Origin of the sequence: Mycobacterium cajalii, assembly GCF_045809005.2 — a bacterium.
GTDB lineage: Bacteria > Actinomycetota > Actinomycetes > Mycobacteriales > Mycobacteriaceae > Mycobacterium.
Genome location: NZ_CM141436.1, coordinates 6,021,367 through 6,047,112, shown reverse-complemented (window position 1 = coordinate 6,047,112; position 25,746 = coordinate 6,021,367). Strand labels below are relative to the sequence as shown.

Below are 25,746 nucleotides of genomic sequence, written 5' to 3'. Positions count from 1 at the left end.
CGTGATGCCGGCTTACTTCGGCCCGGACCGAAATATCCGCGTCCTATCGTGGGTGGTGTGTTCACCGATCCCGCTGTCGCTTTCGCCGGGCACGGTGACGCCGATATCGCCAGCATTGCCGCGCTGATCGGCGAGCGTGCCCGGGCGCGCGTGTTGATGACCTTGCTCGACGGGCGCGCACTGCCGGCCGGCGTGCTGGCCGCCGAGGCCGGAGTAGCCGCCTCCACCGCCAGCGAGCACCTCGCCCGACTCGTGGACGCCAGACTGCTCAGCGTCGAGCGTCAGGGGCGTGCCCGCTACTTCCGCCTGTCCGGCCCCGCAGTGGCCGACGCGCTGGAGGCCCTTGCCCGGATCTCTCCGCCCGAGCCGATCCGCTCGTTGCGCCAGGGCACGCGTGCGCACGCCCTGCGCCGGGCACGCACCTGCTACAACCACCTCGCCGGGCGGCTGGGCGTGGCCGTCATGACCGCGCTGCTCGAGCAGGGCCTGCTCACCGGCGGCGACGGGCGCTACAACCCCGATGAAGCCGACACCGATCGGCTGTCGGCGCGCGGCGCCGACCTGGCCTATCGGCTGACCCCGACCGGACGAGAATCGCTGGCCGCCTTCGGGATAGACCTGGACGCGCTGACCCGCAAGACGCCGATGATCCGCTACTGCGTGGACTGGTCCGAACAGCGCCACCACCTCGCCGGCCCACTGGGGGCCGCGCTCACCCAGCGCATGTTCGACCTGGACTGGATCCGCCGGGTCCACCGGCGTCGCGCGGTGGTGCTCACCGACCTCGGGCGCCGAGGGCTCGCCGACACTTTCGGTATGCCAGCGGACTGGGACTGATCGGCACGGAGCCTGTTCGCCTCGGCCACTATGGCTGACTTGGCAAGCCGATGCCAAGTGGCCTACGCCGCGAGAAGTGGCTGCTGCGCTGCGGAATCGGCTACTGCAGCGGGCAGTTGGACGGGAAAGGACCGCCAGGGGCTGCCAACCGGAGGTGCTTCGTCCCGGTTCTCCAGCCGGATATCGATACCAAAGTGATGGTAATATCTTGGCATGCGTACTACCATCGATAAGGCTGGACGTTTGGTGATTCCCAAGTCGCTCCGCGAGCAGTCGGGCATTACCGCGGGCGAGGTAGAGATTTCTCTGGACGGGGCCGCTGTCCGCATCGAAAGCGTGGCAGCCGACAATCTCGTCGAACAGGATGGACTTCTGCTGCTACCCAGTGGCGGCCCAGAACTTGACGCCGACGCGGTCAGGGAGTTGCGGCTTGCCGACCAGCGCTGAACACGTGCTTCTCGACACCAGTGCGGCACTTGCCTTGGCGCAGCGTGAGAACCCGTTGCACCTCGCCGCCAGAACTCGGCTCCTCGCATGCCGCCGTGGGATGTCGGGACATGCCGCGGTCGAGCTGCTGTCGGTACTCACCCGACTGCCACCACCGCACCGGCTCAGTCCGGCTGCCGCACTTCGCTTGGAGCAGAAGAATTTTCCCGAGTCTCGCTTCCTGTCCGCAACGGATTCAAGGGACCTGGTGCGGGAGTTGGCGTTGGCGGGCTTGGCAGGCGGCGCGCTGTACGACGGTCTCGTGGGTGCAGCTGCCCGCAAGCACAACCTCCCGCTCGTCACCTGCGACCGGCGCGCCGAACCGACATATCGGTTGCTCGCCGTCGACTATGAGCTGCTCTCGCCGACGCCGCCATGAAAACTGGCTCCCGCGGGCCCCGAGAACCGGTCTTCCCGCGGATCGACGGGCAACCGATACTGCTGCCGGTCGTGCGTCAGGCTTCCTGAGCTTTTACCGGGTCGTGTTGCGTCAAAAGAGGTTTCGGGCGGCTCGGGAGATCCCTTCGGCGCTCATCGGGTGTTGGTCGGCGAAGGTGGCAAGGTCTCGGGCGGTCAGTCCACTCGAGACTGCAAGCCCGATCTGGCCGATGAGGTTGCCCGCATCGATTCCGACGACCCAACCGCCCACCAGCCGCAAAGAGCCCGTCGCGAAGAACAGCCGAATCTCTCCGCCGGTCTCACCGAAGATCTGGGCCCGGCTGTCCTCGGCGAAGGAGTAGGAGCCCTCTTCGACGCAGATTCCTTTGGCCGCCGCGGATGCGCGGGTGAGGCCGACGTAGGCGGCGGCGGGAAGCGTGAAGACCGTGGTGGGAGTGGACAGAAAGTCCACCGCATCGGCGTGCCGGTCACCTGCCAGGATGTTGGCTGCGGCGGCCACGGATTGACGCACAGCGGCATGGAACAGCGGAGTTCTGCCGTTGACGTCGCCGCAGGCGTAGACGTGGCGCAGGTTGGTTTGCAGGGCCGGATCGACTGCTACGCCGTGGGCGCCGATCGCAACACCGGCCTCGCGCAGGCCGGCGGGGATCACCGGGTGACGACCCAGTGCCTGAAATCCGACCTCGGCGGACCTGTGCTGCTCGGCGGCTCCGTCGAAGAAGACCACCCGCACACCGTCGTGGGTTTGTTCGACCCGCCGCACCTCGGCCCCCAGAATGACTTCGATGTTCGGGTCCAGCAGCGGAGCCAGCAGTGCCACCATGTCGGGGTCCATCCCGGGCAGCAGTTGGGCTTCGCGTTCGAACACGGTGACCCGGGCGCCGAAGGCCGCGAAAAACGATGCCGTCTCCAAGCCCACGTAGCCGCCGCCGATGACCAGCATGGAAGCCGGCAGCCTCGACAGGGACGGGTGGAGTGCATAGAGGTCTCGGCTGTTGAGGCAGTGCTCGAGCCCGGGGATCGGCGGCGCCGAAATATCCGAGCCGCTGGCGATGACGATGTTGCGCGCCGTGAAGCGGCGAAGCCCTTCGGGGGTCTCCACCGCCACCGTGTGGGGATCCTCGATGCGCGCGGTTCCGGTGACCAGGGTGACATTGGGTGCCGCCCGCAACTCCGCGTCGTGCTGTGCGTAGCGGCGGGTTTGCACCTGGTCCTTGTGGGCGACCACCTCGGAGTAGTCGACGTCGACTTCCCCGTGCAGCCCACTTTTGTGAAAGCGCCGCTGCTGCTGGAGGTGGTGGGCGATTTCGCGCACGGCTTTGGACGGCACGCAGCCCTCGGCCAGGCAATTTCCGCTCATTACTCCCTTGGGGTCGACCATCACGACGCTGCGCCCCGCCGCCGCAAGCCGGAACGCCGCGGGGTAGCCGCCGCCGCCTGCGCCGATGGTGAGCGCATCGATGTCATCCATTCGACAATCCTGCCTGCCCCGGTTGGGGCGTCGTGTGTTACTCGCCGGGGAAGTGGTCCATCAGCAGGTGGGTGGCCGGCACCCCGAACGACGGCGGCTTCCCTCCGGTGCGGAAGTACATCTCTTTGAACGCCAGCTTCATTGCATAGGGAGCGTGACCCATTTTGAACACGGAAGTGTGCCCGCCGAACCAGGTGTTGGAGTAGATGTAGAAACCTCGTTGCGCGCCGATGTCGCCGAAACAGAGAATCTCGGGCTCGTATTCGGGTCCGGCGTCGGCGGGGGCGAGTGCGCCGACGTCGATGGCGATCTGGCGGGCCACGATCTGCGCCTGCTGGTGTCCCAGGCCGCCCAGCTTGGGCACCGTAAGTGCCGCCGCGTCGCCGACGGCGAACAACTCGGGATGCTCGGGATTGCGCATCCGCCGGTCGGTGAGCACGAAACCCCGCTCGTCGGTGACCGACAGGTCCTTCAAGAACGGGTGGGGCACCCAGTCGGGTAAGACGATCTTGATCTCGGCTTCCAGGCTCGCACCGTTTTGGAACTCGATCCCGTCGGCGGTAAGACGCACGACGTCTTCGGTTTTGTTCAGATAGCCGAACCCCTGTTTGGCCGCCATCTCCAAGAACGCGGTGACGATCTGTTCACCGGCATCCTCGGCGATCATCGACGCGGGGGTGAAAAGCGTGATGCGATGCGCGTCGCCCAGATGGTGTTCGCCGAGCCAGTGCGCCATCGCCAGCCCGAGCTCCAAAGGCGGGCCTTCGCACGCGGCGACCCCGACCGGCATCCAGTCCGGTTTGCCCTGCAGACCCTGGTGGAACCGGGCCGAGCCGATGGCGATCGGCCCGCCCTTGTAGGAAGCGAGACGCCGACGCAGCTTGTTACCGTAGTAGCCGCTGGAGACCGTGTCGCCGTGCTCCCCGAAGCCTTCGATCTGGTCATAGGCCAGCCGGTTCCCGAGCGCGATCACCAGATAGTCGTAGCCGAGCGCCTCGGTGGCTGCCCCCAGACGGTCGCTGGGAACGATGTGCACGCTTTTGGCGTCGGGGTCGATCGCGATCACCTCGGCGTTCAAGAAGGTGTTGCCGTCATGACCGTGGATCTTCGGGGTGTCCAGCAGCAGGGATTCGAGGGGATCGTGATCGGCGAACACCTCTAACTGGATGTTCGGCACGAAAGTCATATAGGGATTCCGATCCAGCACGACAAGCTCGACGGCGTCACCGGCGTGCTCGCGGATGAACCGGGCTGTGGTCAGCCCTGCAAAGCTGCTCCCCAGCACCAGGACCCGTGGTTTGGCCTGCGTCATCGCGATCGCTCCCTTCGATGTCCGACCGACTTTCAATGCGGACCCGGCCGCAGATATGGGTATCCGCGGCATACCTCAAAACATCAGAACCGGCCAGCTTGCCGCCGGACGAGTCGATACTTCGGCGCCGCCTCCATAGATCGGCGAACCCAGTTCGCCGCATTCGGCCAAATCCACCGGAACCTCGCCGCGTGATACACGACACCAATAAGCCGAGAGCTCCCAGCGGTCCTCGTCGCCGCTAGGAGCTATCGGCGACTATCGGTAGTGTTCACTCCAGCGTCACGACCATCTTGGCCGCCCTGGCGAGGGTGTTGGTGACAGGAGACCGTTCCTGTCCGGCCTTGACCACAGCTTCGATTTCTTCCCGGCTCGCTTTCGGTGCGACGATTTTCAACTTGGCGCGAAACTCCTGGGCGCCGGACCCTTGTTCGGCGGTGATCCCTTCGGTAATGCCCAAAAATAGCGACGCCACATCGAAATCGGTTTCCACCTCGCAGGTGTAGCTTTCCAGTTCGATTCCCCGAGCCGCGGCGGTGCCCACTATGTTGCATGCCAAGCAACCCGCGAGGCCCTGCAGCAGGTACTCGGCCGGTGTGGGCGCCGTATCGTTGCCGAGCAGTGAGACAGGGTGATCGCTTGTCATCGTGAACTTCTTCTCGGCCCGGCCGGTGTCGGTGTCGCCACCCTGGGTCATCGCTGAAACCTGAGAGGTCACCAGGCAGCCGCCCCGCCACTGGGAGTTGGCCCGGAAGGTCACCTTGGCCAGGTTACGATCAGTCCTCACCGCCTCGACCATCGCTGTCAACGCCTTCATGTCGACGCCATCGAGCACACCCGTGTTATCCATCGTCGGTCCCTAATCATCTTGTGGTCGAACTGAATTTGCGCGCCGCGTCCTTGACGATCAGCAGCTGGATCCCGTGCACTTCTTCCGCGGGAACGAATACACTGTCGCAGGTGCTTCGCACCACGCGGTAGGGACTTTGGGCCCTCTTGGGATCTCCGGATGACATTTTCGTGGGCGCGGTCTCAGCGGCAGCGTTGCTCCGCCGGGTCGGGCCGTCATCAACGTTTCACGGGCGGGTCAACGGTTCCTCACCATGCACGGGCTCAGGTCCAGAGGGGGCTTTGGGCCCTGATGCGCCGGCGTGCATCGAAGATAGCGTGGTGAAGCACCGCATGCTTGAGAGGATTTGGCGTCGATGGTGACCATGCAGCCTGAGTTCCTGTCCCGCGTGGATTTCGGGGCACTGCCGCCGGGGATCAATCCGAGCCGGATGTATGCCGGTCCGGGGGCAGGATGGTGACCTTTCAGACACCGCCTTGATTTATTGTCGAGGCTGAACCGAATTGGAGTAGCAAGTATGGAACGTCGCGAGTTTTGCGCCGAGTTCAAACTCGGTGTCGCGTTGGAGGTGGTCGAGCGTTCCCGGGCGATCGTTGATGTCGCACGCGACGATGTGCTGGAGCCGCCGCCCCTGCAGATCACCGAGTACCAGCGACTCTCGAAGCTTTGCCGAGCCTGCGGGATGGTCAGCACCGCGGGTGGGACGATGAGGCGGTACCGGCCGCCCATGCCGAGACCCTCGTGGCATGGGTCTCGCCGGTGCGGATCGGACCTGAGTTCTGCGCCCGGGCGGCGCTGTTGACGTGCGCGCACTACCTGCCGATGGGCCGCACCCGAGAGCTGTTGGAAGCGTTGACCGCGATCGACGTCTCGACCGGGTTTCTGGCCGGGGTCCGTGGCCGCGCGGCACGCAGGTTGGAGCGAAACGTCCTTGCCCACATGCGAAAACCGCTCGCGGACGCGCTGGCGCCACAGGCAGGCGAACCACCCGGCCGCGCCGCCGGCACGCCCACCTATGTGCACCTCGCGTGCACCGAATAGCCGCCACCGGCGCCCGAGCCGCCGCAGCCGAGGTCCTCACCCGGCCGTACTCGCGGGCATCCGCAACCGGTACCTGGGCGCATTCGCCCACGGCAACGACGAAAACCGCGGACAGGAAACCGAACTCGCCGCCAAGACCCCACCCTGATCATCCGGTTCGGCCGCTACGAGGACATGATCTCGCGCTTCGCCACCGATCTGTCGGTGCCGTTCACCAACAACGAAGCCGAACGCACCCTGCGCCCAGTCAGAATCCGGCAACGCACCTCGGGCGGCAGCTGGCGCACCATGCAAGGACTCGCCGACTTCGCCATCGTGCACTCCTGCCTCGACACCACCGACAAATGGGGCATCAACAAACTCGACGCCCTCCGCCAACTCGTCACCACCGGCGCATGGCTACCACCAGCGCCAGCCCCCAGCCGACTAGCGACTTACTTAGGGATTTCGAATGGATTTTGGGATATTGCCGCCAGAAGTCAATTCGGGTCTTTTGTGTACGGGTCCCGGGTCAGCTCCAATGTTGGCCGCCGCTGCCGCGTGGGACGGTGTGGCCACAGATTTGGAGATCATGGCGGCCGCCTACTCGTCGACAACTTCTGGGCTGGCGAGCAGATGGCATGGCCCGTCGTTCGCGGCGATGGCCGCGGCGGCCCAGTCGTATACGACATGGCTCGACACCAGCGCCGTCCGCGCGCGCCAAACCGCAGTCCAAGCCCGCGCCGCGGTGGCCGCCTACGAGGCTGCATTTGCCGCCACCGTTCCGCCGCCGGCCGTCGCGGCCAACCGCAGCTTATTGGCATCCCTGGTGGCAACCAATATTTTCGGGCAGAACACCCCAGCAATCGCGGCTACCGAACTCGATTACGCCGAGATGTGGGAGCAAGACGCCGCGGCCATGTACGGTTACGCCAGTTCTGCCTCGGCGGCATCCGCGGTGACTCCGTTCGTCGAGCCGCCGCAGGCCACCAACTCCAGCGGGCTGGTTGCGCAGGCCGCAGCAGTAACCCGCGCCGCCCAGACACCGGCACAGACATTGCCGGCTCTGCTGTCCTCGGTTCCCCAGTTACTGCACACGATGGCGGCCCCGGTGGGCGCCTCGCCGGCGGCGGCCACACCGTCTTCGCTCGTTGACGTGCTAGCAAATGTGACCGTCGGGTCGCTATCGCCGTTCAATTTGTTGTCCGGGCTTCCAGAAGGCGAGCTTGTAAGCCTGTTGCTCTACTCGGTAACCCAAACCGGGGTCAACTTTGCGAACGTGGCCAGCAAGTTCGACAAAGTCGTGCTCGGCCTCCCGCCGGGCGTGTTTGGTTCCGGAGGTGTGCTGGCCAGCTCGGCGGCACCGGCGCAAGTGTCAGCCAGCATGGGACGCGCGGCTTTGATCAGTAACATGTCGGTGCCGCACGGTTGGGTACTGGCGGCCCCGGAAATCAAGCCGGCTGCCGTGTTTGTGCCGGTGTCGGAACCGGCTGCGGCCGTGGCAGCGGTCACCGCCGTCGAAGAAGGAAACCTGTTCGGCGGCATGGCGCTCTCCGGCCTGGCCGGACGGGCGATCGTCGGAACCGGCGCCGGCACCGCCACAGCCGGCAACGTGCGCACCGCAGATGCTGCGGCGGCAGACGATGCGACCATAAACATCATCCTGATAACCGAAGACGACGAATAACCCTTGACCGCACCGTGCAGAATCCGTAGACCGAAGGGGTAGAGATGGATTACGGGATGTTGCCGCCGGAAGTCAATTCCGGCCGTATCTACGCCGGCGCCGGGTCCGGATCAATGTCTCGGGCCGCGGCGGCCTGGGGTACTCTCGCCGCCGAGTTGCGCTCTGCGGCGAATTCTTACGCGTCCACACTGTCGACACTGTCAGCGCAATGGCGCGGCCCTTCGGCGGTGCGGATGGCGGCCGCGGCCAGTCCGTATACAGCGTGGCTGCGTGACACCGCTGCGCGAGCCGAGCAAGCCGCCGTCCAGGCCAGCATGGCCGTCCACGCCTACCAGACAGCCTTCGCTGCGACGGTGCCCCCGGCGGTCATCGCAGCTAACCGCAGCGAGTTGGCGGCATTGATCGCGACGAACGTCTTCGGCCAAAACACGCAGGCGATCACGGCTGCCGAGGCGCAGTACGGGCAGATGTGGGCTCAGGACACCGCCGCGATGTACGACTATGCGGCGTCGTCCGCGGTTGCCACCCGGTTGGCGCCGTTCACGGCCGCGCCCCCCACGACAAATCCGGGCGGCGCCGCGGCTCCAGCCGTGTCGGCCGCGCAGGAGATCGGCGCGTCAGCGGGCGGGGTGCAGCCGATACTCTCACAGCTGGCCGAACTGATGTCCACGACACCATCAATGCTGAGCAACGCCGCGACCTCGACGCTGCCGATCTCGTCGGTGATTACGCCGCTGCTCGATCTGTTGAGTTCGTCGTCGCCGTTGTCGATCGCCGCGGATTTCCTGGATACGGGCGGGAGAGCTGTTCTAGTGGGAGCTTCCGGCGTGGTCAACACCATGTTCGGCATGAACCTCGACATTTTGTGGATGCAAGGCGCGATATCCTCGGTTGGGCTGTCTACGGCATCGGGGCCGCAATTGGCTGCATCGATGACGGCGCCGAACGCGGGCCTGACGGCAGCCGCCCCGGTGGTCTCAGCGCAGCTGGGCAGCGCTGGGCTGACGGGTGGGTTGTCAGTACCGCCAAGCTGGGCGGCAGCCACCCCCACCGTCAAGCTGGTTGCCTCCGGATTGCAGGGTACCGGCGCCGGTGCAGCCCCTGCGGTCGCGGCAAAGGCCATCGAAGACCTGACTGGCGAGATGATCCTGGCAAGCGCGGTCGGTGGCGCACTCGGCAAGGCAATGCCGCCCGCGGTCAACGTGACAACTGTGCACCGATCGGAGACGGCCCGCGACAAGGGCGGTACGAAACCCAGCAAATTCGAACGCGTCCTTGCCGAACTCTCCCAGAAGCCCGAGTCGGTTCAGCACTGGCACACCGACAAGGCTCAACTTGAGAGTCTGCTGGACCAACTGTCGAGGAAACCGGGTACCCATGCGGTACACATTCACACCGGCGACAAGAAAAGGGGCTCTTGTGACAACCCCGTGGGTGGGTTGTGATGTGAGGGGCGCACGCCGTTGTCGCGTAAGGTTTCCGGCGTGGCAAGCGACAGCCCGGAATTTCAATCCCTCGCGAGCTAGTCGCCCAGTGTGAAGTGGAGACTTCGAGGCGCTTTGCCGGGGGAGGTTTGGCAGCTGGGTGGACGGGGCGCAGTGCGGACGGCGATTATATGCATCGGTATCCGTTCAGTAGCCGTCGTTGAGCCACGATTTGGCCGCAGCCGAGCTGTATTCCACTGCAGCATAAAGTGATTCCGTGGTGTCGCGGCTGGCCGCCAGGTCGTGGGCGGGTCCGTCGGCGGTGTCGATACGCCGAAATGTTGGCCCAAGACGCCACCGCCATGTATGACTGTGCGCAGGCGTCGTCGGCCGCGTCGATATCGGCGCCGTTTACACCCCCTCCGCATACCACCAACCCGGCCGGGCTCGCAGGCCAGTCCGCCGCGCTCGCCCACCCCTCGGCGCCCCCGGCAACCGCGAACACGCAGAGCGCACTGCAACAACTCGTGTCGCATGGCCCCGGAGCACGGGGCCGGTCAGGTGCCGCTGCAACTGGTCTCGGCGAGCGAGTGCGCCGTCCGTGTCACCGACGCCAGCACCGATTCGGCTGCCGTGTAGAGGGCGACCGCGAGCATCAGCCAGACGAACCACGTCGTGAGCCGCGCCGCCGGCACTTTGGCGGCGACCCTGTCCCCGAGGAGCACGCCGACGATCGCCGCCGCGGTGAACGGAATCGCCACCGCCCAATCGATGTCGCTGTCGGAGAGTCGAAACAGCAGCCCTTCGGCCGAGCTGATGGCGATCACCAGCAGGGAGGTGCCGACCGCGACCGGCATCTCGTAGCCCAGCGTCAGGACCAGAGCGGGCACGACGACGAAACCGCCGCCCACACCGAAAAACCCGGTGAGGAATCCCACCACGGTTCCGGCGATCACCACCCGTACGGCGGTGCCCATCGCGGTTCGAGCATGGTCAGGCGTTTTCGCCGGAGCTGGGAGTTCCGGCCCGGAAGTGATCGCGGCCGCAGTGTGCTGCTCGGCACGGCGCGGCGTCTCCCCCGAGCGGCCACGCAAGCGCCACGCGACCACCACGATCAAGCCCGAGAAGGCCAGGAGCAGCACGTTATCGGGTATCGCCCGACTGCTCGCCGAGCCCAGAAACGATCCGCCGATGCCGACGAGCCCGAATGTCAGGCCCCAGACGAGTCGCACCCGCCCGGCTCTCAGCTGGCGCACCGTTCCCACCAGGGCGGATACCCCAACCACGATGAGCGACGTCGTTGTCGCCGCGTGCGGGGTCTCGCCCGCGCCGTAGACCAGTGCCGGTACCGCCAGGATCGATCCGCCGCCGCCCAGCGCACCCAGCGACAACCCGATCACAAAACCCAACGGCACCGATGCGGCGACGCGGGTGGCACTCAGCGTCATCGCGACGGCGGCGCCCACCAGTGGCTCCGAACTATGCGCCGGATGGGTGTTCGGCCGCCGTCGGAACGCCCAGGCGATGCAGCGGCAGGCTCGTCGGGCACCACCCCACGGCCGTGTCGAGTAGCAGATTGACTCCCACGAAACCGGTCAGGATCGCCCCCCCTTGCGGCCTGGGCATCCCGCGCATTCCACGCTGGGTCGGATCCCGACGGCGTTTCATCCCACCACGTTAGCCGTTCTCGACTGGCCTTCGCGACCGCTGGCTCCGCCCGGTTCGGTACGCCGGCGTCGTCTGCGTTCCCGACGTGGCGCACAATGGATCGACATGGTGGACGTGACCGCTCCGCTTTGGGTGGGGTTGCTCATCGGCGCTGCGTTCGGTATTCCCGCGGCCCTGTGGGGAATCGGCAATCCCGAGACCGTCATCCGGGCGGCCAGGCTCGTCGACCGGCTGCTCATCGGTTGTTTTGCGTTCGTCACAGCGGTCGGCGCGCTCATGCTCTACGGCCTCTACGCGCTGGGGTTTGCGATGCATTTCTCCCCCAAGCCGCTCTATGTCTACGGAGTGACCTTGGGGGGATTGCTCTTCGGTGTGGGCGTGGCCATCAGCGGCTATTTCCCCGGCAGCGAGTGGATCGCCCTCGGCGAAGGCCGCCGCGACGTGCTGTACGCGATCCCGGGCGGCTTGTTGGGCGCGGCGGCGTGGACAGCGCTCTATGAGACACCTGCCGGGCGCTGGCTGGTCAGCGCGGCCAACTTCGGGGATCTGGTGGTCACCGGCAACATCGCGCACATCCGTCCGCTGCCGACGTTCGTCGTGGCCCTCGGCTACGCAGGAGTGGCCTCGACGCTGCTGTACTTCCTGCCCCGGTATCGGGGTGGCACGCACAGCTGTTTTCGGCACCTGGCCCGCTGCCCGCTCGACGAGCACGACCGGGTGCTCATGCGCGACACCGCGCAGTACCTTGCCGAAGGAGCGGTCGACGCGACGGGCTCACCCACCCCGAACTGGTATCAGCGCCTGACGTCGCGCGAGGTCCCCAGCGCCAACTTCTACGCGCGAACCATCGGCACCGTCGGGTTCGCCATCGCCGTCGTAACCGTCCTGGCGATCTTCCTGCATCAGATCTTCGGGCAGTCCACGACATATTCGTGGCTTGTCGGGCACCTGTTTTTGCCCCATTTCGCCTACAGCGCAGCGGTGTTCAGCAACATCGGATGGGAGCCGTTCACCGATGTCGGCGTCTTTTTCGGCGGGTTCATCTGCGCCCTGTTCATCAGCCGGCGCTTCACCGCATTCCGTCCGGTCGTGCCGCCCTCCTGGCGTAACCGGTTCGGTCCAAGCCCGGCCAGGCGCGCCATCGGCTGCTTCGGCGGGTCGTTTCTGGTGCTCTTCGGTGCCAGGATGGCCGGCGGATGCACCAGCGGCCACATGCTCAGCGGGGGGATCCAACTGGCGTTGAGCGGGTGGCTGTTCACCGCGGCGACCGTGACCGCGATGGTGGCGACGGCCCGGCTGGTCTATCGCGACGCGAGCTGGCTCACGGCCCTGGCCGGCGCGGGTACCCAACCGGTGCGGCGACGTGAGGCGACGAGAGTCAGCGCTCGGGTGCTCTTGGGCGTCGTGCTCACTGGCTTCGCCGTCATGACCGCCCTGGGTGCGGTCCTGACCGGCGGGCGCAACGAGGGGCTGTTGACGCTCTCCGACGTGCTGATCCCCGCCGTGATCCCGGTGCTGCTGGTGGTCGCGATCACGATCGCCTTGTCGTGGTGGGCCAACCCGCGGTGGCACGGCGCGAAGAAGGGGCGGCGTTGAACCAGCCGGCCGATTCCACGGGTCCCATTGGGCCCGAACATTTGCCGCGATAACAGCCGTTGTGATCGGCGTCGCTATCGACTGGGGCCTTTGGACACTAGAAACCCCCGCACCCGAGATGTTTGGCTCGCTGTCGAGCGTAATGGCCGAGGCGATGTCGGGAAGTAGCGTGACGGACGAACGGAGCGACTCATGAATAGCGGTATCCACCACGTCACAGTCCTGGGCGCCGGCGTTTTGGGCTCCCAGATCGCCTTCCAGTCGGCGTTCAAGGGGCTCAGCGTCGTCTCCTACGACATCGACGACGACGCACTGCAGGTTGCCAAAAAACGGTATGACCACCTGGTGGAAACCTATGGCAAGGAGGTTCCCGACGCCAAGGACGGAGCGGCGGCCGCGGCGCTGAATCGGATCACCCTGACCTCAGATCTGAACGAAGCCGTAAAACATGCCGACCTGGTCATCGAGGCAGTTCCCGAAGTCCTCGCACTGAAACGGGAGATCTATCGGAAGCTCGCCGCGCTGGCGCCACCGAAGACGATCTTTGCCACCAACTCCTCGACGCTGCTGCCCAGTGATCTCAAAGATGCCACCGGCCGGCCCGACCGATTCCTGGCCTTGCACTTCGCCAACCGGGTCTGGCAGTTCAACACCGCCGAAATCATGGGTACCGCCGATACCGACCCTAAAATCTTTGCGGCGGTGGTCGACTTCGCCGAAGCCATCGGGATGGTGCCCATCGCATTGCACAAGGAGAAAGCGGGTTACGTTCTCAACTCGCTGCTGGTGCCGTTTCTGAACGCCGCGGCCGAACTCGTCTTCGGCGGCTACGCCGATCCGTCGGACATCGACCGCACCTGGCGCATCGCCACCGGTGCGCCGCTGGGCCCTTTGCAGATTCTCGACATCATCGGCCTCACCACCCCGTACAACATCATGGTCCACGGGGACGCCGAATCCCAGAAGATCGCGGCCTGGCTCAAAGAGAACTACATCGACAAGGGCAAGCTCGGTCTCGCCACGGGCGAGGGCTTCTACACCTATAAGTGATCGGCCGGAGGGGAAACGTCGTGTACTACAGCAGCGGTAACTATGAGGCCTTTGCCCGCCCCCGCAAACCCGAGGGCGTCGAGAACAAGACCGCCTGGCTGGTCGGTGCCGGCCTGGCGTCGATGTCGGCGGCGGCGTTCATGATCCGCGACGGCGGGCTGCCCGGTGCCAGGATCACCATCCTGGAACGGCTCGCACTGCCCGGCGGGGCGCTCGACGGCATCAAAGAACCCAAGCGGGGCTTCGTCATTCGCGGGGGCCGCGAGATGGAGGATCACTTCGAATGCCTGTGGGACCTGTTTCGGTCCATACCGTCCATCGAGATCGAGGGCGCGAGCGTGCTCGACGAGTTCTACTGGCTCAACAAGGACGACCCCAACTACAGCCTGTGCCGCGCCACCGTCAACCGCGGTCAGGATGCGCACACCGACGGTTTGTTCGCGTTGAACGCCAAGGCGCAGAAGGACATCGTCAAAGTCTTCCTCGCGTCACGCGCAGAGATGGAGAACAAACGCATCAACGAGGTGTTCGGTCGTGACTTCCTCGACAGCAATTTCTGGCTCTACTGGCGCACGATGTTCGCGTTCGAGGAGTGGCACAGCGCGCTGGAGATGAAGCTCTATCTGCACCGGTTCATCCACCACATCGGCGGACTGCCCGACCTGTCGACACTGAAATTCACCAAATACAACCAGTACGAATCGCTGGTGCTCCCGCTTTACCGGTGGCTGCTGGAGCAGGGGGTGACGTTTCACTTCGACACCGAGGTCACCGACATCGAATTCGACATCAGCGAAGAGCGTAAGCAGGCCAACAGAATTCACTGGATACGCGACGGCGTGTCCGGCGGTGTCGACCTCGGGCCCGACGATCTGGTGCTGACCACCATCGGCTCGCTGACCGAAAACTCCGACAACGGCGACCATCACACCCCCGCAACGCTCAACACCGGACCGGCGCCGGCCTGGGAGCTGTGGCGGCGCATCGCGGCCAAAGATCCCTGCTTCGGCCACCCCGACGTGTTCGGTGCCCACATCCCGGAAACCAAGTGGGAATCGGCCACCGTCACCACACTGGATCGGCGCATCCCGCAATACATTCAGAAGATCTGCAAGCGGAATCCGTTCAGCGGCAAGGTCGTCACCGGCGGCATCGTGACCGCGCGAGACTCGAAATGGCTGCTGAGCTGGACGGTCAACCGTCAGCCCCACTTCAAGCAGCAGCCACCCGAGCAGATCGTGGTATGGCTGTATGCACTGTTCGTCGACGTCCCGGGTGACTACGTCGACAAGCCGATGCAGGACTGCACCGGTGAGGAGATCACCCGGGAATGGCTCTATCACCTGGGCGTCCCCGAGGACGAGATTCCCGAACTGGCGGCCGACGGCGCCAAGACGGTTCCGGTGATGATGCCCTATGTCACCGCATTCTTCATGCCACGCGCCTCCGGTGACCGGCCAGATGTGGTTCCCGAGGGGGCCGTGAACTTCGCGTTCATCGGCCAGTTCGCCGAAACCACCCGCGACTGCATCTTCACCACCGAATACTCGGTGCGCACCGGCATGGAGGCCGCCTATCGGCTGCTCGGTGTGGACCGCGGTGTGCCGGAGGTTTTCGACTCGACCTACGACATCCGCAAGTTGTTGGCCGCCGCCGTGCACCTGCGCGACGGCAAGGAGATCGACATCCCCGTCCCGGAAATCCTGCGTCAACGTCTCGTCAACAAGATGACCGACAACGAAATCGGCGAACTACTCGTCGAATACGGGCTGATCAAAGGCTGACGAACGCGTCGCGCCAAAGCGAGCGACATCGGACGAGTCTGGCGTCGAGGCCGCTTTCGCGCCCGGTGACGCCGAAGGGCAGTGCCGACCGACTCAACTGTCGCGTCGTCCGCGGCCACCACGAGGGCCATGACCACCTCGACCGCCGCCGCAACCATCCCCGCCCTGTGCACCGCCGCGCCTACGCCAACGTGGGTCGCCCAGAGGCCGCCCCGATATCGCCGCTTCGAACGCCCGCAGATGGTTGTCAGAAGCGGTACGCAAGTTCTCGTAGACCCGATGGATGGCTGCCTCGTCGCTGCTTTCCAAGGCCTCCAAGGCCTCCAAGGCCAGGGACAGATCGGCGATGTCACCGGTTTCGAGTTCGACACCGACCTCGTAGGCCCCTTGGGCCGAGGACAGTCCCCGGGCGAGCCACCCGTCGTAGGCATCTTGGAGTTCCGTGTCGGCGTAGACGCCGGGCGGCTTCCCGGCCGACGGGTCGGGGACGTCGTAGCGCTTGAGCAGTCGCCCGATCGCGTCGTAGTGACGCTGCTCGCTGGCGGCAATGTTGGCAAAGATCGGCACATCCCAAGCCTGGTGGAACCGCCGGTACAGATCACGCGCCAGCCGTTCCTCCTCCCGCATCAAGACCAGGTCTGCCCGCTCGTGATCGGACAACGGGCCAGTGGCCGCCGGTTTCGAAGTGTCGTCGCGATTCATCCGATGACTCCGTTCATTTCGGCAATCTCTCGCCCCGGGCTCAGACCCAATATGGCACGCGGGCGCGGTATTGCCGCATCGCGAAGACCGCCAGCACCCAGCCGACGACGGTCAGGGCCAGCACCACCGCCCAGTGCCGCAGCTCCTGATGGGCGCCCAGCAGCGGGGCGCGGACGATGTCGAGGTAGTGCAGCAGCGGATTGAGTTCGACGATGCCGGCCCAGCGCCCGGCGCCCTGCTGGCGCAGGGTGTCGTCGTTCCAGATGATCGGGGTCATGAAGAACAGCAACTGCACGACCGAGAACAGTAGCGGGCCGATGTCGCGGTAGCGGGTCGCCAGGATGCCGAAACACAGCGACACCCAGATGCAGTTGAGCACGATCAGCGCCAGCGCCGGAAGCACCGACAGGTCGGCCCACGACCACGGCTTGGGATAGATGATCGCCACGACCAGATAGATGACGATGTTGTGCGCGAACAGGATCATCTGCCGCCACACCAGCCGGTAGACGTGCACGGACAGCGGCGTCGGCAACTGCTTGATCAGTCCCTCGTTGGCGACGAACACGTCGGCGCCCTCCAGGATGGCGGCGTTGATCAGGTTCCAGATGATCAGGCCCAGCGTCACGTAGGGCAGGTGCACCGACAGCTCGAGGTGGAACAGCTTCGAGTACAGCCCGCCCATCGCCACGGCGGTGGTCCCGGTCGCGATCGTGATCCAGAACGGGCCCAGCACCGAGCGGCGGTAGCGCTGCTTGATGTCCTGCCAGCCCAGGTGCAGCCACAGCTCGTGACGCCGGAAACCGGCGGTCAGGTCACCGCGGGCCCGGGCGAACGTGCGTGACTGTGTCGCCGCATCCAGCAACGTCATCGGCGCCGCTCCTCCTCATCGCTTCGCTCTGCATCGTCGTCGGCGCGTGTCATGCCAGGCCTCCTGGGGTGCCGAACCGCTCGCGGCGCCCCATGCGGCGCAGCCGAAGCCATTGCCGAAACCCTCGGGGGTCGCGGCGGGTCACCAGGAAGAACCAGCCGAATCGGACCCACTCCTGCACCAGCAGCTTGCGCAACCCCGGCTGCGACAGCAGGTAGCCGCGGTTGCGGTAGGTGTAGAAGCGCTTGCCGGGGTCGTCGGGGTACTGGGTGTGCATCCGGCCGCGCAGGATCGGCCGGAACTCGGAGGTCCCGCAGGGGTGCAGGTAGACGGCGTCCAGGCAGGTGCCGAACGGCAGCCCGGAACGCACCAGCCGCCGGTGCATCTCCACCTCGTCGCCGCGGATGAACAGCCGCAGGTCGGGCACCCCGACCGACTCCAGCGTCGACGCCCGGAACAGCGCCCCGTTGAACAGCGACGCGATGCCGCGCAGCAGGTCGTCGCCGGTCTCGGTGCGAAGTTCGCTGGTCAGCCGGCGCCACACCAGGCCCCGCCGCAGCGGAAAGGCCAGCCGCGCCGGGTCGTCGGCGTTGCACACCATCGGCGACACTTCGGCCAGCCCGTGCTTCTCGGCGCACGCCAGCAGCGTCGCCAGCACCCGGCTGTCCTGGGGGCGCCCGTCGTCGTCGGCCAGCCACACCCAGTCGGCGCCCTGCGCCAGGGCGTGCAGCATCCCCAGCGCGAAACCGCCCGCACCCCCGAGGTTCCGGCGCGACGGCAGGTAGGTGGTCGGGACGGGCTGCCCCGCGACCAGTTCACGCACGCGGCCGTCGTCCGACGAACCGTCGTTGTCCACCACGACCAGGTGATCGGGCAGCCGGGTCTGGGTGCTCAGCGCGCCGAGCGACTTGACGAGCTCATCGGGACGCCGGTGGGTGACGACGACGGCGATGACGGATTCGGTGCCGGATTCGCTCATCCCACGGACCGGGTCTCGGCCAGCACCTCGCGCACGTGCCGGGCCGCGTCCTCGCCCTCGTAGGCGCGCACCACGTCCTCGATGCCGCCGGACTGGCGGATGACGCCGTGGTCGATCCACATCGCGGTCTTGCACAGCCGGGCCAGGAATTCGTTGGAATGGCTGGCGAACACCAGGATCCCGGACCGCTCCACCAGGCTCTGCAACCGGGACTGGGCCTTCTTCAGGAAGTCGGCGTCCACCGCGCCGATGCCCTCGTCGAGCAGCAGGATCTCGGGGTCGATGCTGGTGACCACGCCCATCGCCAGCCGCACCCGCATCCCGGTGGAGTAGGTGCGCAGCGGCATCGACAGGTAGTCGCCGAGCTCGGTGAACTCGGCGATCTCGTCGACCTTGGCCAGCATCTGCCTGCGGGTCTGGCCGAGGAACAGGCCGCGGATGATGATGTTCTCGTAGCCGGAGATCTCCGGGTCCATGCCGACCCCGAGGTCGAAGACCGGCGCCACCCGGCCGGTGACCCTCGCCCAGCCGCGGGTGGGCTCGTAGATGCCCGACAGCAGGCGCAGCAGCGTCGACTTGCCGGCCCCGTTGTGGCCGACGAGGCCGACCCTGTCGCCCAGTTCGAGTGACATGGTGATGTCGCGCAGCGCTTCGACGACGACGACGTTGGAGTTGTTGCGTCCGATCGTGCCGCCCGCCTTGCCGAGGAAGGCCTTCTTCAGGGAGCGCGACTTGGCGTCGAAGATGGGAAACTCCACCCACGCGTTGTGCGTCTCGATGTGAGGACCGGAACCGGGCACCGTCACCTGCTTTGCGACCTCTTAGAGGTATTGGCCGTGCCCGGAGTGGCCGGTCTTGCCCATGCCCGGGGGCAGCGCGCCCTGGCGCATCTGCTCCAGCTGTGCGCGGGCGGCCATCTGCTGGGCGAACAGCGCGGTCTGGATGCCGTGGAAGAGCCCCTCCAGCCAGCCGACCAGCTGCGCCTGGGCGATGCGCAGCTCGGCGTCCGACGGGGTGGCGTCCTCGCTGAACGGCAGCGTGAGGCGGTCGAGTTCCTCGCGCAGTTCCGGGGCCAGGCCGTCCTCGAGTTCGCGGATGCTGGTGGCGTGGATCTCGCGCAGCCGGTTGCGGCTCGCGTCATCGAGGGGCGCCACGCGCACCTCCTCGAGAAGTTGCTTGATCATCGTGCCGATGCGCATCACCTTGGCGGGCTGCTCCACCAGGTCGGTCAACGAGCGTTCGTCGGAGTCGTCGTCCTCGACCGCCATGATCCGCGGGTCGACGCCGCCGATGACCTCGATGCCGTCATCCTCGTTGCCCGTGCTCAATGGGTCACCATCCTTCTCCGAGCTACGCGTGTGGCGCCGCGGACTTCCCGCGCCATTCATAGATTTTGGCCCCGCCATTGTCGTAGATCAGGTCCCACGACTGCGATTTCTCCAATGACACTAGCCCGTCGGGCACGGCGAAACCCCGCACCGTCGGCTTGCTGATCAGGATGTAGCGGATATTGAGCGCCTTGACTGCTTCGACCACCCGCGGATCGGAGACCCCGTTACGGGCGTATGCCCAGATGACGAAGCGGTTGTAGCCCGGGCCCGCCTGTTGCGGGTAGTCGTAGTGGGTCCACAACGGGTGCAGGTCGGCGACGGCGTACATCCATGCGGTGCCGTCGGTGTTCGCGTTGGCGATCAGGGTGTCGCGGGCGCCGGGCAGTTTGGCGAGGTAGGCCATCGCCATCAGGTCGCGCTGGTCGATCATCACCGAGTCGTACTTGTCGCCGAACAGGAACGCGTGACGCGGGAAGTAGTGCCAGGCGCTCAGCACCCCGGCCACCGCCACCAGGACCGCGGTCGCCGCGGCCCAGGCGCGCTCCGGCAGCGGCGTGAACCGCGTGCTCAGGCGCCTGGCCGCCCACACGATCGCCCCGACGATCGCCAACAGCGCGACACCGGCGATGGGCGGCAGCAGCAGCGTCGTGGCGGCCGCCACCCGGCGCGGGTCCTTGTAGAAGAACTCGCCGACCGCGCCGGCGACCGCGCCGATCGGACCGCCCAGCGGGGTCCCCGCGTCGACGTTGACCACGACCAGCAGCAGCCACGCCGCCAGCGGCCACCAGATCCGCCTTACCAGCAGGATGAGCCCGCCGACCACCAGCAGCGCGCTCAGCCCGTACTGCACGGGGAAGTCGTTGAGGTGCCGCGAGTGCTGGAAGAGGGCGTCGAACAGGCCGCGCCTCTTGCTCAGGTAGGTGAGGAAGGAGTGCCCGGCGATGATGTCTTCCTGCTGCTTCACGCTGACGAACTGCGGCAGCATGAGCAGGGCCGCCGCCACCGCGACGCCGGCCAGGGTCAAAAAGTCGGCGAGCCGCCCGCGCACCGGATGCCACAGCGCGTCGAGCAGCCACCAGGCCAACAGGAACAACCCGACGACGATCCCGCCGGTGATGTGCACCGAGAACGTGCCGACCAGTGCCAGGATCGCCGCCGGAATGCGGTCGCGGTGGCGCAGCGTCGACGTGATCAGCACCATGGTCGGCACCGCGACACCGTAGGCCGCGAGGTTGGGCATCGCGGCGACGTCGAACTCGACGTAGGGCACCGCGGTGAACGACGCCGACAGCAGCGCCGCGGCCGCCGACGCCCCCGCGGTGCGCCACACCGTCGTGCGTGCGCGCAGCAGGCGCCAGGTGAGAACGGCCGCGCTGACCGGGAACAGCCAGACCGCCGCCGCGACCGAGTTCAGCGTGTAGCCGGTGGTCGGCGCCGCCCCGGTGAGCTGACAGAACACCGCGGTGAGCGCGTGGAAGACCGAGGGGTAGTACAGCAGGGCGTGCGTCTCGACGTTGCGCAGCTCGCCCATGTGGGTGGAGGAGGCCTGGCCGGTGTCGAGGATGAACCGCACGGTGTTGGCGTGCCACACCGAGTCCCAGGTGCTCGGGATGGTCTGCCAATGCGCGCCGATGCCGCGCCAGGCCGCCCACATGATCAGCAGCGCACCCAGCAGCACGCCGGCGGCCACGGCCAGCGCCGGCCCGCGGCCGATCCCTCGGGCTTCCGCCGCGGTGTCCCGGTACCGGGCGAGCAGCAGCTGCAGCCCCGTCATCACCGCGCCCGCCAGCACCAGCGTGGCCAGCGCGGTCCAGCCGTTCCACGGGACGCCGACCGCACCGAGCGGGATGATCGCCAGCGCGACCATGCCGTAGGTCAGCGGCGGCCCGACCGCGATGGCGACCGGCCAGCTCAGCTGACTGATGCGTGCGACGATGGTGCCCGGTGCGATCAGCAGGAACAGTGCGATCAGCGTTCCGAACCAGAAACCCACCGGACTAGTATGGCTACCCGGGTGCCCCGGCTCGGGATGCCACTGTCTGGCCGGAATGTCTGGGCACCCGCTACCGTCACAATTTCGCGGAATGGCGAAAGCTCTAAGGTGGCTGGCATGGCTTACGACGTTGCCCGGGTGCGCGGATTGCATCCTTCGCTGGGTGACGGGTGGGTGCACTTCGACGCTCCGACCGGAATGCTGATCCCCGATTCGGTCGCGACCACGGTGTCGACGGCTTTCCGCAGGTCCAGTCCCAGCATGGCGGGCGCACACCCGTCGGCGCAGCGCAGCGCGGCCATTCTGGACGCGGCGCGCGCGGCGGTTGCCGACCTGTTCAACGCCGACCCGGCCGGCGTCGTGCTGGGCGCCGATCGCGCAATCTTGTTGTCCGCGCTGGCCGAAGCGTCGTCCTCGCGCGCCGGCCTGGGCTACGAGGTGGTCGTCAGCCGCCTCGACGACGAGGCCAACATCGCCCCGTGGCTGCGCGCGGCGCACCGCTACGGCGCCAAGGTGAAGTGGGCCGAGGTCGACATCGAGACCGGTGAGCTGCCGACGTGGCAGTGGGAGAGCCTGGTGGGCAAGTCCACCCGGCTCGTCGCGGTCACCTCGGCGTCGACGACCCTGGGCACGGTCACCGATCTGCGGGCGATGACCAAACTGGTGCACGACGTCGGCGGGCTGGTGGTGGTCGACCATTCCGCCGCCGCGCCCTACCGGCTGCTCGACGTCAAGGAGACCGACGTCGACGTGGTGGCGGTGAACGCCGCGGCCTGGGGCGGCCCGCCGGTGGGGGCGATGGTGTTCCGCGATCCGGCGATGATCAACTCGTTCGCCTCGATCTCCACGGACCCGCGGGCCACCGGACCGGCCCGACTCGAGGTCGGCGCCCACCAGTTCGGTCTGCTGGCCGGGGTGGTCGCCAGCATCGAGTACCTGGCCGCCCTCGACGAGTCCGCGCGCGGCACCCGCCGCGAACGCCTGCCGCTGTCCATGCAGTCCGCCGGCGCCTACCTGAACCGGGTCTTCGACTACCTGATGGTGTCGCTGCGGTCGCTGCCGCTGGTGATGCTGATCGGCCAGCCGGAGTCGCGGATACCGGTGGTCAGCTTCGCCGTGCAGGACGTGCCCGCCGAGCGGGTGATGCAGCGGCTCACCGACAATGGCATCCTGGCCGTGATCGACGAGACCTCGCGCGCGCTCGACGTGCTGGGCGTCAACGACATCGGCGGCGCCGTCACGGTCGGGCTGGCGCACTACTCGACGACGGCCGAGGTCGACCAGTTGGTGCGTGCGCTGGCGTCCCTGGGTTAGACCGTCAGCAGGATCTTGCCGGTCACCTTGCCGTTCACCATCTGGCGGTGCGCGTCGCCGGCCCGTTCGATGGGCAGCCGCGCGCCGATCACCGGCCGCACCCGGCCGTCGGCGATCATCGGCCACACCGAGTCCGTCACCGCCCGCACGATCTCGGTTTTGCTGTTGGGCCCGCTCACCGGCCGGGCCCGCAGCGTGGTGCCGATGACCCGCAACCGCTTGGCCAGCAGCTTGCCGAGGTTGAGCTCGCCCTTGACCCCGCCCTGCATGCCGATGACCACCAGCTGCCCGTCGGTGGCCAGCGCGTCGAGGTTGCGGTCCAGGTAGGCCGCACCCATGATGTCGAGGATCACGTCCGCGCCGCCGGTCTCGTCGCGCAGCCGGGCGACGAAGTCCTCCTCGCGGTAGTTGATCAGGATCTCGGCGCCCAGCTCGCGGCAGAACTCGAGCTTGTCGGCCGATCCGGCGGTGACGGCCACCCGGGCGCCCAGCGCCCGCGCGACCTGGGTGGCGTGGCTCCCGATGCCGCTGGACCCGCCGTGGACCAGCAGCAGCTGCCCTTCGCCGAGGTGCGCGGTCATCACCAGGTTCGACCACACCGTGCACGCCACCTCGGGCAACCCGGCGGCGTCGACGAGGTCGACCCCGTCCGGGACCGGCAGCACCTGCCCGGCCGGGGCGACGACGTGCTCGGCGTATCCGCCGCCGGCCAGCAGCGCGCAAACCTCTTGCCCCACAGACCATTCGGAGACCCTGGAGCCGATCTGGGCGACGACGCCCGAGACCTCCATGCCGATGGTCTCGCTGGCTCCCGGCGGGGGCGGGTACTTCCCGGCGGCCTGCAGCACGTCGGCGCGGTTGACGCCCGCGGCGCGGACCTCGATCAGCACCTCGCCGCTGCCGGCGGAGACGTCGGCAACCTCCTGCCAGGACAGCCGGTCGGGGGATTCGGCGACGATGGCGCGCATGCCGGCCACGCTACTAGGTGGCTGGTGTTTTTCGCGTGGCGTTGACCGGGTAATCGGGTGCGGTCGGCGAGAATGGTTGGGTGAGTTTGGGTTTGACGCCGAAACAGGCGGATTTGTGGCGGTCGACGGTGGATTTCTGCGAGGGCCGGGTGGCGCCGGACTCGATTTACAGCGTGCTGCACCGGGAGTGCTTCAACTTGTTCGGCGATGAAATGTTCGCCGACTTGTTCACCGATGTCGGCCGGCGCAGCGTGCCGCCGATGATTGTGGCGGTGGTGATGGTGTTGCAGCGCATCGAGGGGCTTTCGGATCGGGAGGCGGTGGATCGGTTCGCGTTCGACGCGCGGTGGAAGTATGCCGCGGGCGGGCTGGACTTCGATTATCCGGGGTTTGTGCACACCGTGTTGGTGGACATGCGCGCGAGGCTGGCCCGCTCGGATCGCCCGGACCGGATCTTTGAGGTCACCCTGCAAGCGGCCAAGGCGGCCGGGCTGGTGGGCCGTAAGCGGGTGCTGGACTCGACCCCGCTGTATGACGCGGTGGCCACCATGGACACGGTCACATTGATCCGCTCGGCGATCCGGGGACTGCTGGCGGTCGCCGGCGCGGAGCTGCAACCCGCGCTGCGGGCGCGGCTGTCCCGCGACGACGACTACGTCAGCGCCGGCAAACCGGTGTGTGACTACGACGACGTGGCGGCGCGCGAGGCGCTGGTGGACGCGCTGGCCCGCGACGCGTCTGCGCTGCTGGCCTGCCTGGATGAGCAGGCGCTGAAGCCCGAGGTGGACAAGGCGGCCAAACTGTTGGCCACCGTGGTCGGCCAGGACCTCGACCAAGACGCCGCCGACGGGATATTCCGCATCGCGCGCCGTGTGGCCGCCGATCGGGTGATCTCCACGGTGGACCCGCAGGCACGCCACGGCCACAAGACCTCCGCGCGGGGTTTCGACGGATACAAGGGTCACATCGCGATCGACCCCGACGCCGAGATCATCACCGCCACCGAAGTCACCGCCGGCAACGCCGGCGACGCCCAACCCGCCACCGACCTGCTGGCCGGCGACCTACCCACTCCGGTGACCAGCGACACCAACACCGCCGACGGAGATTGCGTTGATCCTCAGGACGACTCGAGCCTCGGTGCAAGTGCTGGCACGACGACCGCGGCCAGCGCGGTCGGTGATGGTGATGGCGACGGGAGCGCCCCCAGCGTGTGCGGAGCCCAAGACCAGCGATGCCCGGCGGTTTACGGCGACGCCGCCTACGGTGCGGGCAAACTGCTGGCCGTGTTGGAAACCGCGGGCGCGGAAATCTTCACCAAGGTGCAGCCACCGACCGCGCCGGGTGGCCGCTACGCCAAGGACCGCTTCGTCATCGACCTCGACGTCGGCACGGTCACCTGCCCGGGCGCGGTGACCGTGCCGATCCGCCCGGCCAAGGGCGGCGGCGGCAACGCGGTGTTCGGCCCGGCTTGCGCCTGCTGCCCACTGGCCGAGCAGTGCACCAGCTCAACCGCCGGGCGCACCATCGCGATCAGCCGCTACGAGGCCGAACTCACCCGTGCTCGCACCACCCAAGCAGATCCGGGCTGGGTCGCCGACTACAAGGCCACCCGGCCGAAAGTGGAACGCAAGATCGGCCACCTGATGCGCCGCCGCCACGGCGGCCGCCGTGCGCGCGTGCGCGGCACCACCAAGGTCGCCGCCGATTTCTCCCTGCTGGCCGCCGCGATCAACCTCGCACGCCTGGGTGTGCTCGGATTACACCGGGAAGGCGCAAACTGGGCCGCCGCCACGACCTGAGGCCGGTCGGCGATGCCAACCGGCCCACCAGGACCGCCTGTAGACCAGCCAAGCAACGGAATCGCCAATCCCGACAACCGAATTCACCTGAGCTAGGAACCGCTCACGACCACACGAGCATCGCCCAATAGCCCGACCGGTCAACCAGCGCCCCCACAATGGCCGTTCGACACCAGCCACCTAGTCCCGTTACCCTGGTCAG

At 67.0% G+C, this 25,746-nt stretch carries 22 protein-coding genes and 2 pseudogenes; 12 read left to right on the top strand and 12 right to left on the bottom strand.

The window, feature by feature from the left end; all coding sequences use genetic code 11:
• Window positions 1–57: 57 nt before the first annotated feature.
• From ACJ512_RS29060 to ACJ512_RS29050, 3 genes are all read left to right on the top strand, one after another.
• Complete coding sequence (locus tag ACJ512_RS29060; RefSeq protein ID WP_407685362.1) at window positions 58–837, top strand: ArsR/SmtB family transcription factor; 780 nt, start codon at window positions 58–60, stop codon at window positions 835–837.
• Between the two features lie 213 nt (window positions 838–1,050).
• Window positions 1,051–1,284 carry an AbrB/MazE/SpoVT family DNA-binding domain-containing protein gene (locus tag ACJ512_RS29055; RefSeq protein WP_407685361.1) on the top strand — a complete coding sequence of 78 codons (234 nt, stop codon included), beginning with the start codon at window positions 1,051–1,053 and terminating at the stop codon, window positions 1,282–1,284.
• A gap of 4 nt (window positions 1,285–1,288) precedes the next feature.
• Entirely contained in the window at window positions 1,289–1,702 is a 414-nt protein-coding gene (locus ACJ512_RS29050; protein ID WP_407685360.1) for a type II toxin-antitoxin system VapC family toxin, read from the top strand.
• Between the two features lie 111 nt (window positions 1,703–1,813).
• On the opposite strand, the gene ACJ512_RS29045 is transcribed toward ACJ512_RS29050, so the two are convergent.
• The 3 genes from ACJ512_RS29045 to ACJ512_RS29035 all read right to left on the bottom strand — a co-directional run bounded on the left by ACJ512_RS29045 (window position 1,814) and on the right by ACJ512_RS29035 (window position 5,355).
• Window positions 1,814–3,193 carry a dihydrolipoyl dehydrogenase gene (locus tag ACJ512_RS29045; RefSeq protein ID WP_407685359.1) on the bottom strand — a complete coding sequence of 460 codons (1,380 nt, stop codon included), beginning with the start codon at window positions 3,191–3,193 and terminating at the stop codon, window positions 1,814–1,816.
• A gap of 37 nt (window positions 3,194–3,230) precedes the next feature.
• Window positions 3,231–4,505, bottom strand: coding sequence for an NAD(P)/FAD-dependent oxidoreductase (locus tag ACJ512_RS29040; RefSeq protein ID WP_407685358.1), 1,275 nt, complete (start codon window positions 4,503–4,505; stop codon window positions 3,231–3,233).
• A gap of 271 nt (window positions 4,506–4,776) precedes the next feature.
• The gene (locus tag ACJ512_RS29035; RefSeq protein ID WP_407685357.1) at window positions 4,777–5,355 is read right to left on the bottom strand and encodes an OsmC family protein; all 579 of its coding nucleotides are present in this window, start codon (window positions 5,353–5,355) and stop codon (window positions 4,777–4,779) included.
• 666 nt (window positions 5,356–6,021) lie between these two features.
• Here ACJ512_RS29035 and ACJ512_RS29030 point away from each other — a divergent pair.
• The 4 genes and pseudogenes from ACJ512_RS29030 (at window position 6,022) to ACJ512_RS29015 (ending at window position 9,507) form a co-directional block, all read left to right on the top strand.
• Window positions 6,022–6,396 (top strand): IS66 family transposase, encoded by a 375-nt coding sequence (locus tag ACJ512_RS29030; RefSeq protein ID WP_407685356.1) that lies wholly within the window; start codon window positions 6,022–6,024, stop codon window positions 6,394–6,396.
• Between the two features lie 174 nt (window positions 6,397–6,570).
• A pseudogene (locus ACJ512_RS29025) lies at window positions 6,571–6,621 on the top strand (hypothetical protein); the annotation flags it as partial.
• 226 nt (window positions 6,622–6,847) lie between these two features.
• On the top strand, window positions 6,848–8,062 hold the full coding sequence (locus ACJ512_RS29020) for a PPE family protein (RefSeq protein WP_407685355.1): 1,215 nt from the start codon (window positions 6,848–6,850) through the stop codon (window positions 8,060–8,062).
• Between the two features lie 44 nt (window positions 8,063–8,106).
• Window positions 8,107–9,507, top strand: coding sequence for a PPE family protein (locus ACJ512_RS29015; RefSeq protein WP_407685354.1), 1,401 nt, complete (start codon window positions 8,107–8,109; stop codon window positions 9,505–9,507).
• Window positions 9,508–10,043: 536 nt separating this feature from the next.
• On the opposite strand, the gene ACJ512_RS29010 is transcribed toward ACJ512_RS29015, so the two are convergent.
• On the bottom strand, window positions 10,044–10,952 hold the full coding sequence (locus ACJ512_RS29010; protein ID WP_407685353.1) for a sulfite exporter TauE/SafE family protein: 909 nt from the start codon (window positions 10,950–10,952) through the stop codon (window positions 10,044–10,046).
• 13 nt (window positions 10,953–10,965) lie between these two features.
• The gene (locus tag ACJ512_RS29005; protein WP_407685352.1) at window positions 10,966–11,112 is read right to left on the bottom strand and encodes a YgaP-like transmembrane domain; all 147 of its coding nucleotides are present in this window, start codon (window positions 11,110–11,112) and stop codon (window positions 10,966–10,968) included.
• 147 nt (window positions 11,113–11,259) lie between these two features.
• On the opposite strand from ACJ512_RS29005, the gene ACJ512_RS29000 reads away from it, so the two are divergent.
• The 3 genes from ACJ512_RS29000 (at window position 11,260) to ACJ512_RS28990 (ending at window position 15,584) form a co-directional block, all read left to right on the top strand.
• Window positions 11,260–12,750, top strand: a complete 1,491-nt coding sequence (locus tag ACJ512_RS29000; protein ID WP_407685351.1) for a YeeE/YedE thiosulfate transporter family protein — start codon at window positions 11,260–11,262, stop codon at window positions 12,748–12,750.
• 192 nt (window positions 12,751–12,942) lie between these two features.
• Window positions 12,943–13,800: a 3-hydroxyacyl-CoA dehydrogenase gene (locus tag ACJ512_RS28995; protein WP_407685350.1), complete on the top strand. Its 858-nt coding sequence runs from the start codon at window positions 12,943–12,945 to the stop codon at window positions 13,798–13,800.
• Window positions 13,801–13,820: 20 nt separating this feature from the next.
• Window positions 13,821–15,584 carry an oleate hydratase gene (locus ACJ512_RS28990; protein ID WP_407685349.1) on the top strand — a complete coding sequence of 588 codons (1,764 nt, stop codon included), beginning with the start codon at window positions 13,821–13,823 and terminating at the stop codon, window positions 15,582–15,584.
• Between the two features lie 93 nt (window positions 15,585–15,677).
• Here ACJ512_RS28990 and ACJ512_RS28985 read toward each other — a convergent pair whose 3' ends face one another.
• From ACJ512_RS28985 to ACJ512_RS28960, 6 genes and pseudogenes are all read right to left on the bottom strand, one after another.
• The gene (locus ACJ512_RS28985; protein WP_407685348.1) at window positions 15,678–16,286 is read right to left on the bottom strand and encodes a DUF2202 domain-containing protein; all 609 of its coding nucleotides are present in this window, start codon (window positions 16,284–16,286) and stop codon (window positions 15,678–15,680) included.
• Window positions 16,287–16,326: 40 nt separating this feature from the next.
• The gene (gene wzm / locus ACJ512_RS28980; RefSeq protein WP_407685347.1) at window positions 16,327–17,157 is read right to left on the bottom strand and encodes a galactan export ABC transporter permease subunit Wzm/RfbD; all 831 of its coding nucleotides are present in this window, start codon (window positions 17,155–17,157) and stop codon (window positions 16,327–16,329) included.
• A 49-nt stretch (window positions 17,158–17,206) separates the two neighbouring features.
• Window positions 17,207–18,136: a galactofuranosyltransferase GlfT1 gene (glfT1, locus tag ACJ512_RS28975; protein ID WP_407685346.1), complete on the bottom strand. Its 930-nt coding sequence runs from the start codon at window positions 18,134–18,136 to the stop codon at window positions 17,207–17,209.
• Window positions 18,133–18,936: a galactan export ABC transporter ATP-binding subunit Wzt/RfbE gene (wzt, locus tag ACJ512_RS28970; RefSeq protein ID WP_407685345.1), complete on the bottom strand. Its 804-nt coding sequence runs from the start codon at window positions 18,934–18,936 to the stop codon at window positions 18,133–18,135. Before wzt ends, glfT1 begins: the two co-directional genes overlap by 4 nt.
• Before the next feature lie 21 nt (window positions 18,937–18,957).
• Window positions 18,958–19,475: pseudogene (locus ACJ512_RS28965) on the bottom strand (bacterial proteasome activator family protein).
• A gap of 11 nt (window positions 19,476–19,486) precedes the next feature.
• Entirely contained in the window at window positions 19,487–21,460 is a 1,974-nt protein-coding gene (locus ACJ512_RS28960) for a DUF6541 family protein (protein WP_407685344.1), read from the bottom strand.
• 117 nt (window positions 21,461–21,577) lie between these two features.
• Here ACJ512_RS28960 and ACJ512_RS28955 point away from each other — a divergent pair, with 117 nt between their 5' ends.
• The gene (locus ACJ512_RS28955) at window positions 21,578–22,774 is read left to right on the top strand and encodes a cysteine desulfurase-like protein (RefSeq protein WP_407685343.1); all 1,197 of its coding nucleotides are present in this window, start codon (window positions 21,578–21,580) and stop codon (window positions 22,772–22,774) included.
• Here the strand turns inward: ACJ512_RS28955 and ACJ512_RS28950 are convergent.
• Window positions 22,771–23,742, bottom strand: a complete 972-nt coding sequence (locus ACJ512_RS28950; RefSeq protein WP_407685396.1) for an NAD(P)H-quinone oxidoreductase — start codon at window positions 23,740–23,742, stop codon at window positions 22,771–22,773. The genes ACJ512_RS28955 and ACJ512_RS28950 overlap by 4 nt on opposite strands.
• 80 nt (window positions 23,743–23,822) lie before the next feature.
• Between ACJ512_RS28950 and ACJ512_RS28945 the strand changes: the two genes are divergently transcribed.
• Window positions 23,823–25,544, top strand: a complete 1,722-nt coding sequence (locus tag ACJ512_RS28945; protein ID WP_407689781.1) for a transposase — start codon at window positions 23,823–23,825, stop codon at window positions 25,542–25,544.
• Window positions 25,545–25,746: the final 202 nt, after the last annotated feature.

Excerpts from the sequence above, each read along its gene's own strand:
- ACJ512_RS28995 (WP_407685350.1), top strand. The coding sequence starts at position 12,943 with ATGAATAGCGGTATCCACCACGTCACAGTCCTGGGCGCCGGCGTTTTG.
- ACJ512_RS28985 (WP_407685348.1), bottom strand. The coding sequence starts at position 16,286 with ATGAATCGCGACGACACTTCGAAACCGGCGGCCACTGGCCCGTTGTCC.
- ACJ512_RS29020 (WP_407685355.1), top strand. The coding sequence starts at position 6,848 with ATGGATTTTGGGATATTGCCGCCAGAAGTCAATTCGGGTCTTTTGTGT.
- wzm (WP_407685347.1), bottom strand. The coding sequence starts at position 17,157 with ATGACGTTGCTGGATGCGGCGACACAGTCACGCACGTTCGCCCGGGCC.
- ACJ512_RS29005 (WP_407685352.1), bottom strand. The coding sequence starts at position 11,112 with ATGCCCAGGCCGCAAGGGGGGGCGATCCTGACCGGTTTCGTGGGAGTC.
- ACJ512_RS29055 (WP_407685361.1), top strand. The coding sequence starts at position 1,051 with ATGCGTACTACCATCGATAAGGCTGGACGTTTGGTGATTCCCAAGTCG.
- ACJ512_RS29015 (WP_407685354.1), top strand. The coding sequence starts at position 8,107 with ATGGATTACGGGATGTTGCCGCCGGAAGTCAATTCCGGCCGTATCTAC.
- ACJ512_RS29000 (WP_407685351.1), top strand. The coding sequence starts at position 11,260 with ATGGTGGACGTGACCGCTCCGCTTTGGGTGGGGTTGCTCATCGGCGCT.
- ACJ512_RS29040 (WP_407685358.1), bottom strand. The coding sequence starts at position 4,505 with ATGACGCAGGCCAAACCACGGGTCCTGGTGCTGGGGAGCAGCTTTGCA.
- ACJ512_RS29035 (WP_407685357.1), bottom strand. The coding sequence starts at position 5,355 with ATGGATAACACGGGTGTGCTCGATGGCGTCGACATGAAGGCGTTGACA.
- ACJ512_RS29045 (WP_407685359.1), bottom strand. The coding sequence starts at position 3,193 with ATGGATGACATCGATGCGCTCACCATCGGCGCAGGCGGCGGCGGCTAC.
- ACJ512_RS28955 (WP_407685343.1), top strand. The coding sequence starts at position 21,578 with ATGGCTTACGACGTTGCCCGGGTGCGCGGATTGCATCCTTCGCTGGGT.
- glfT1 (WP_407685346.1), bottom strand. The coding sequence starts at position 18,136 with ATGAGCGAATCCGGCACCGAATCCGTCATCGCCGTCGTCGTCACCCAC.
- ACJ512_RS28950 (WP_407685396.1), bottom strand. The coding sequence starts at position 23,742 with ATGCGCGCCATCGTCGCCGAATCCCCCGACCGGCTGTCCTGGCAGGAG.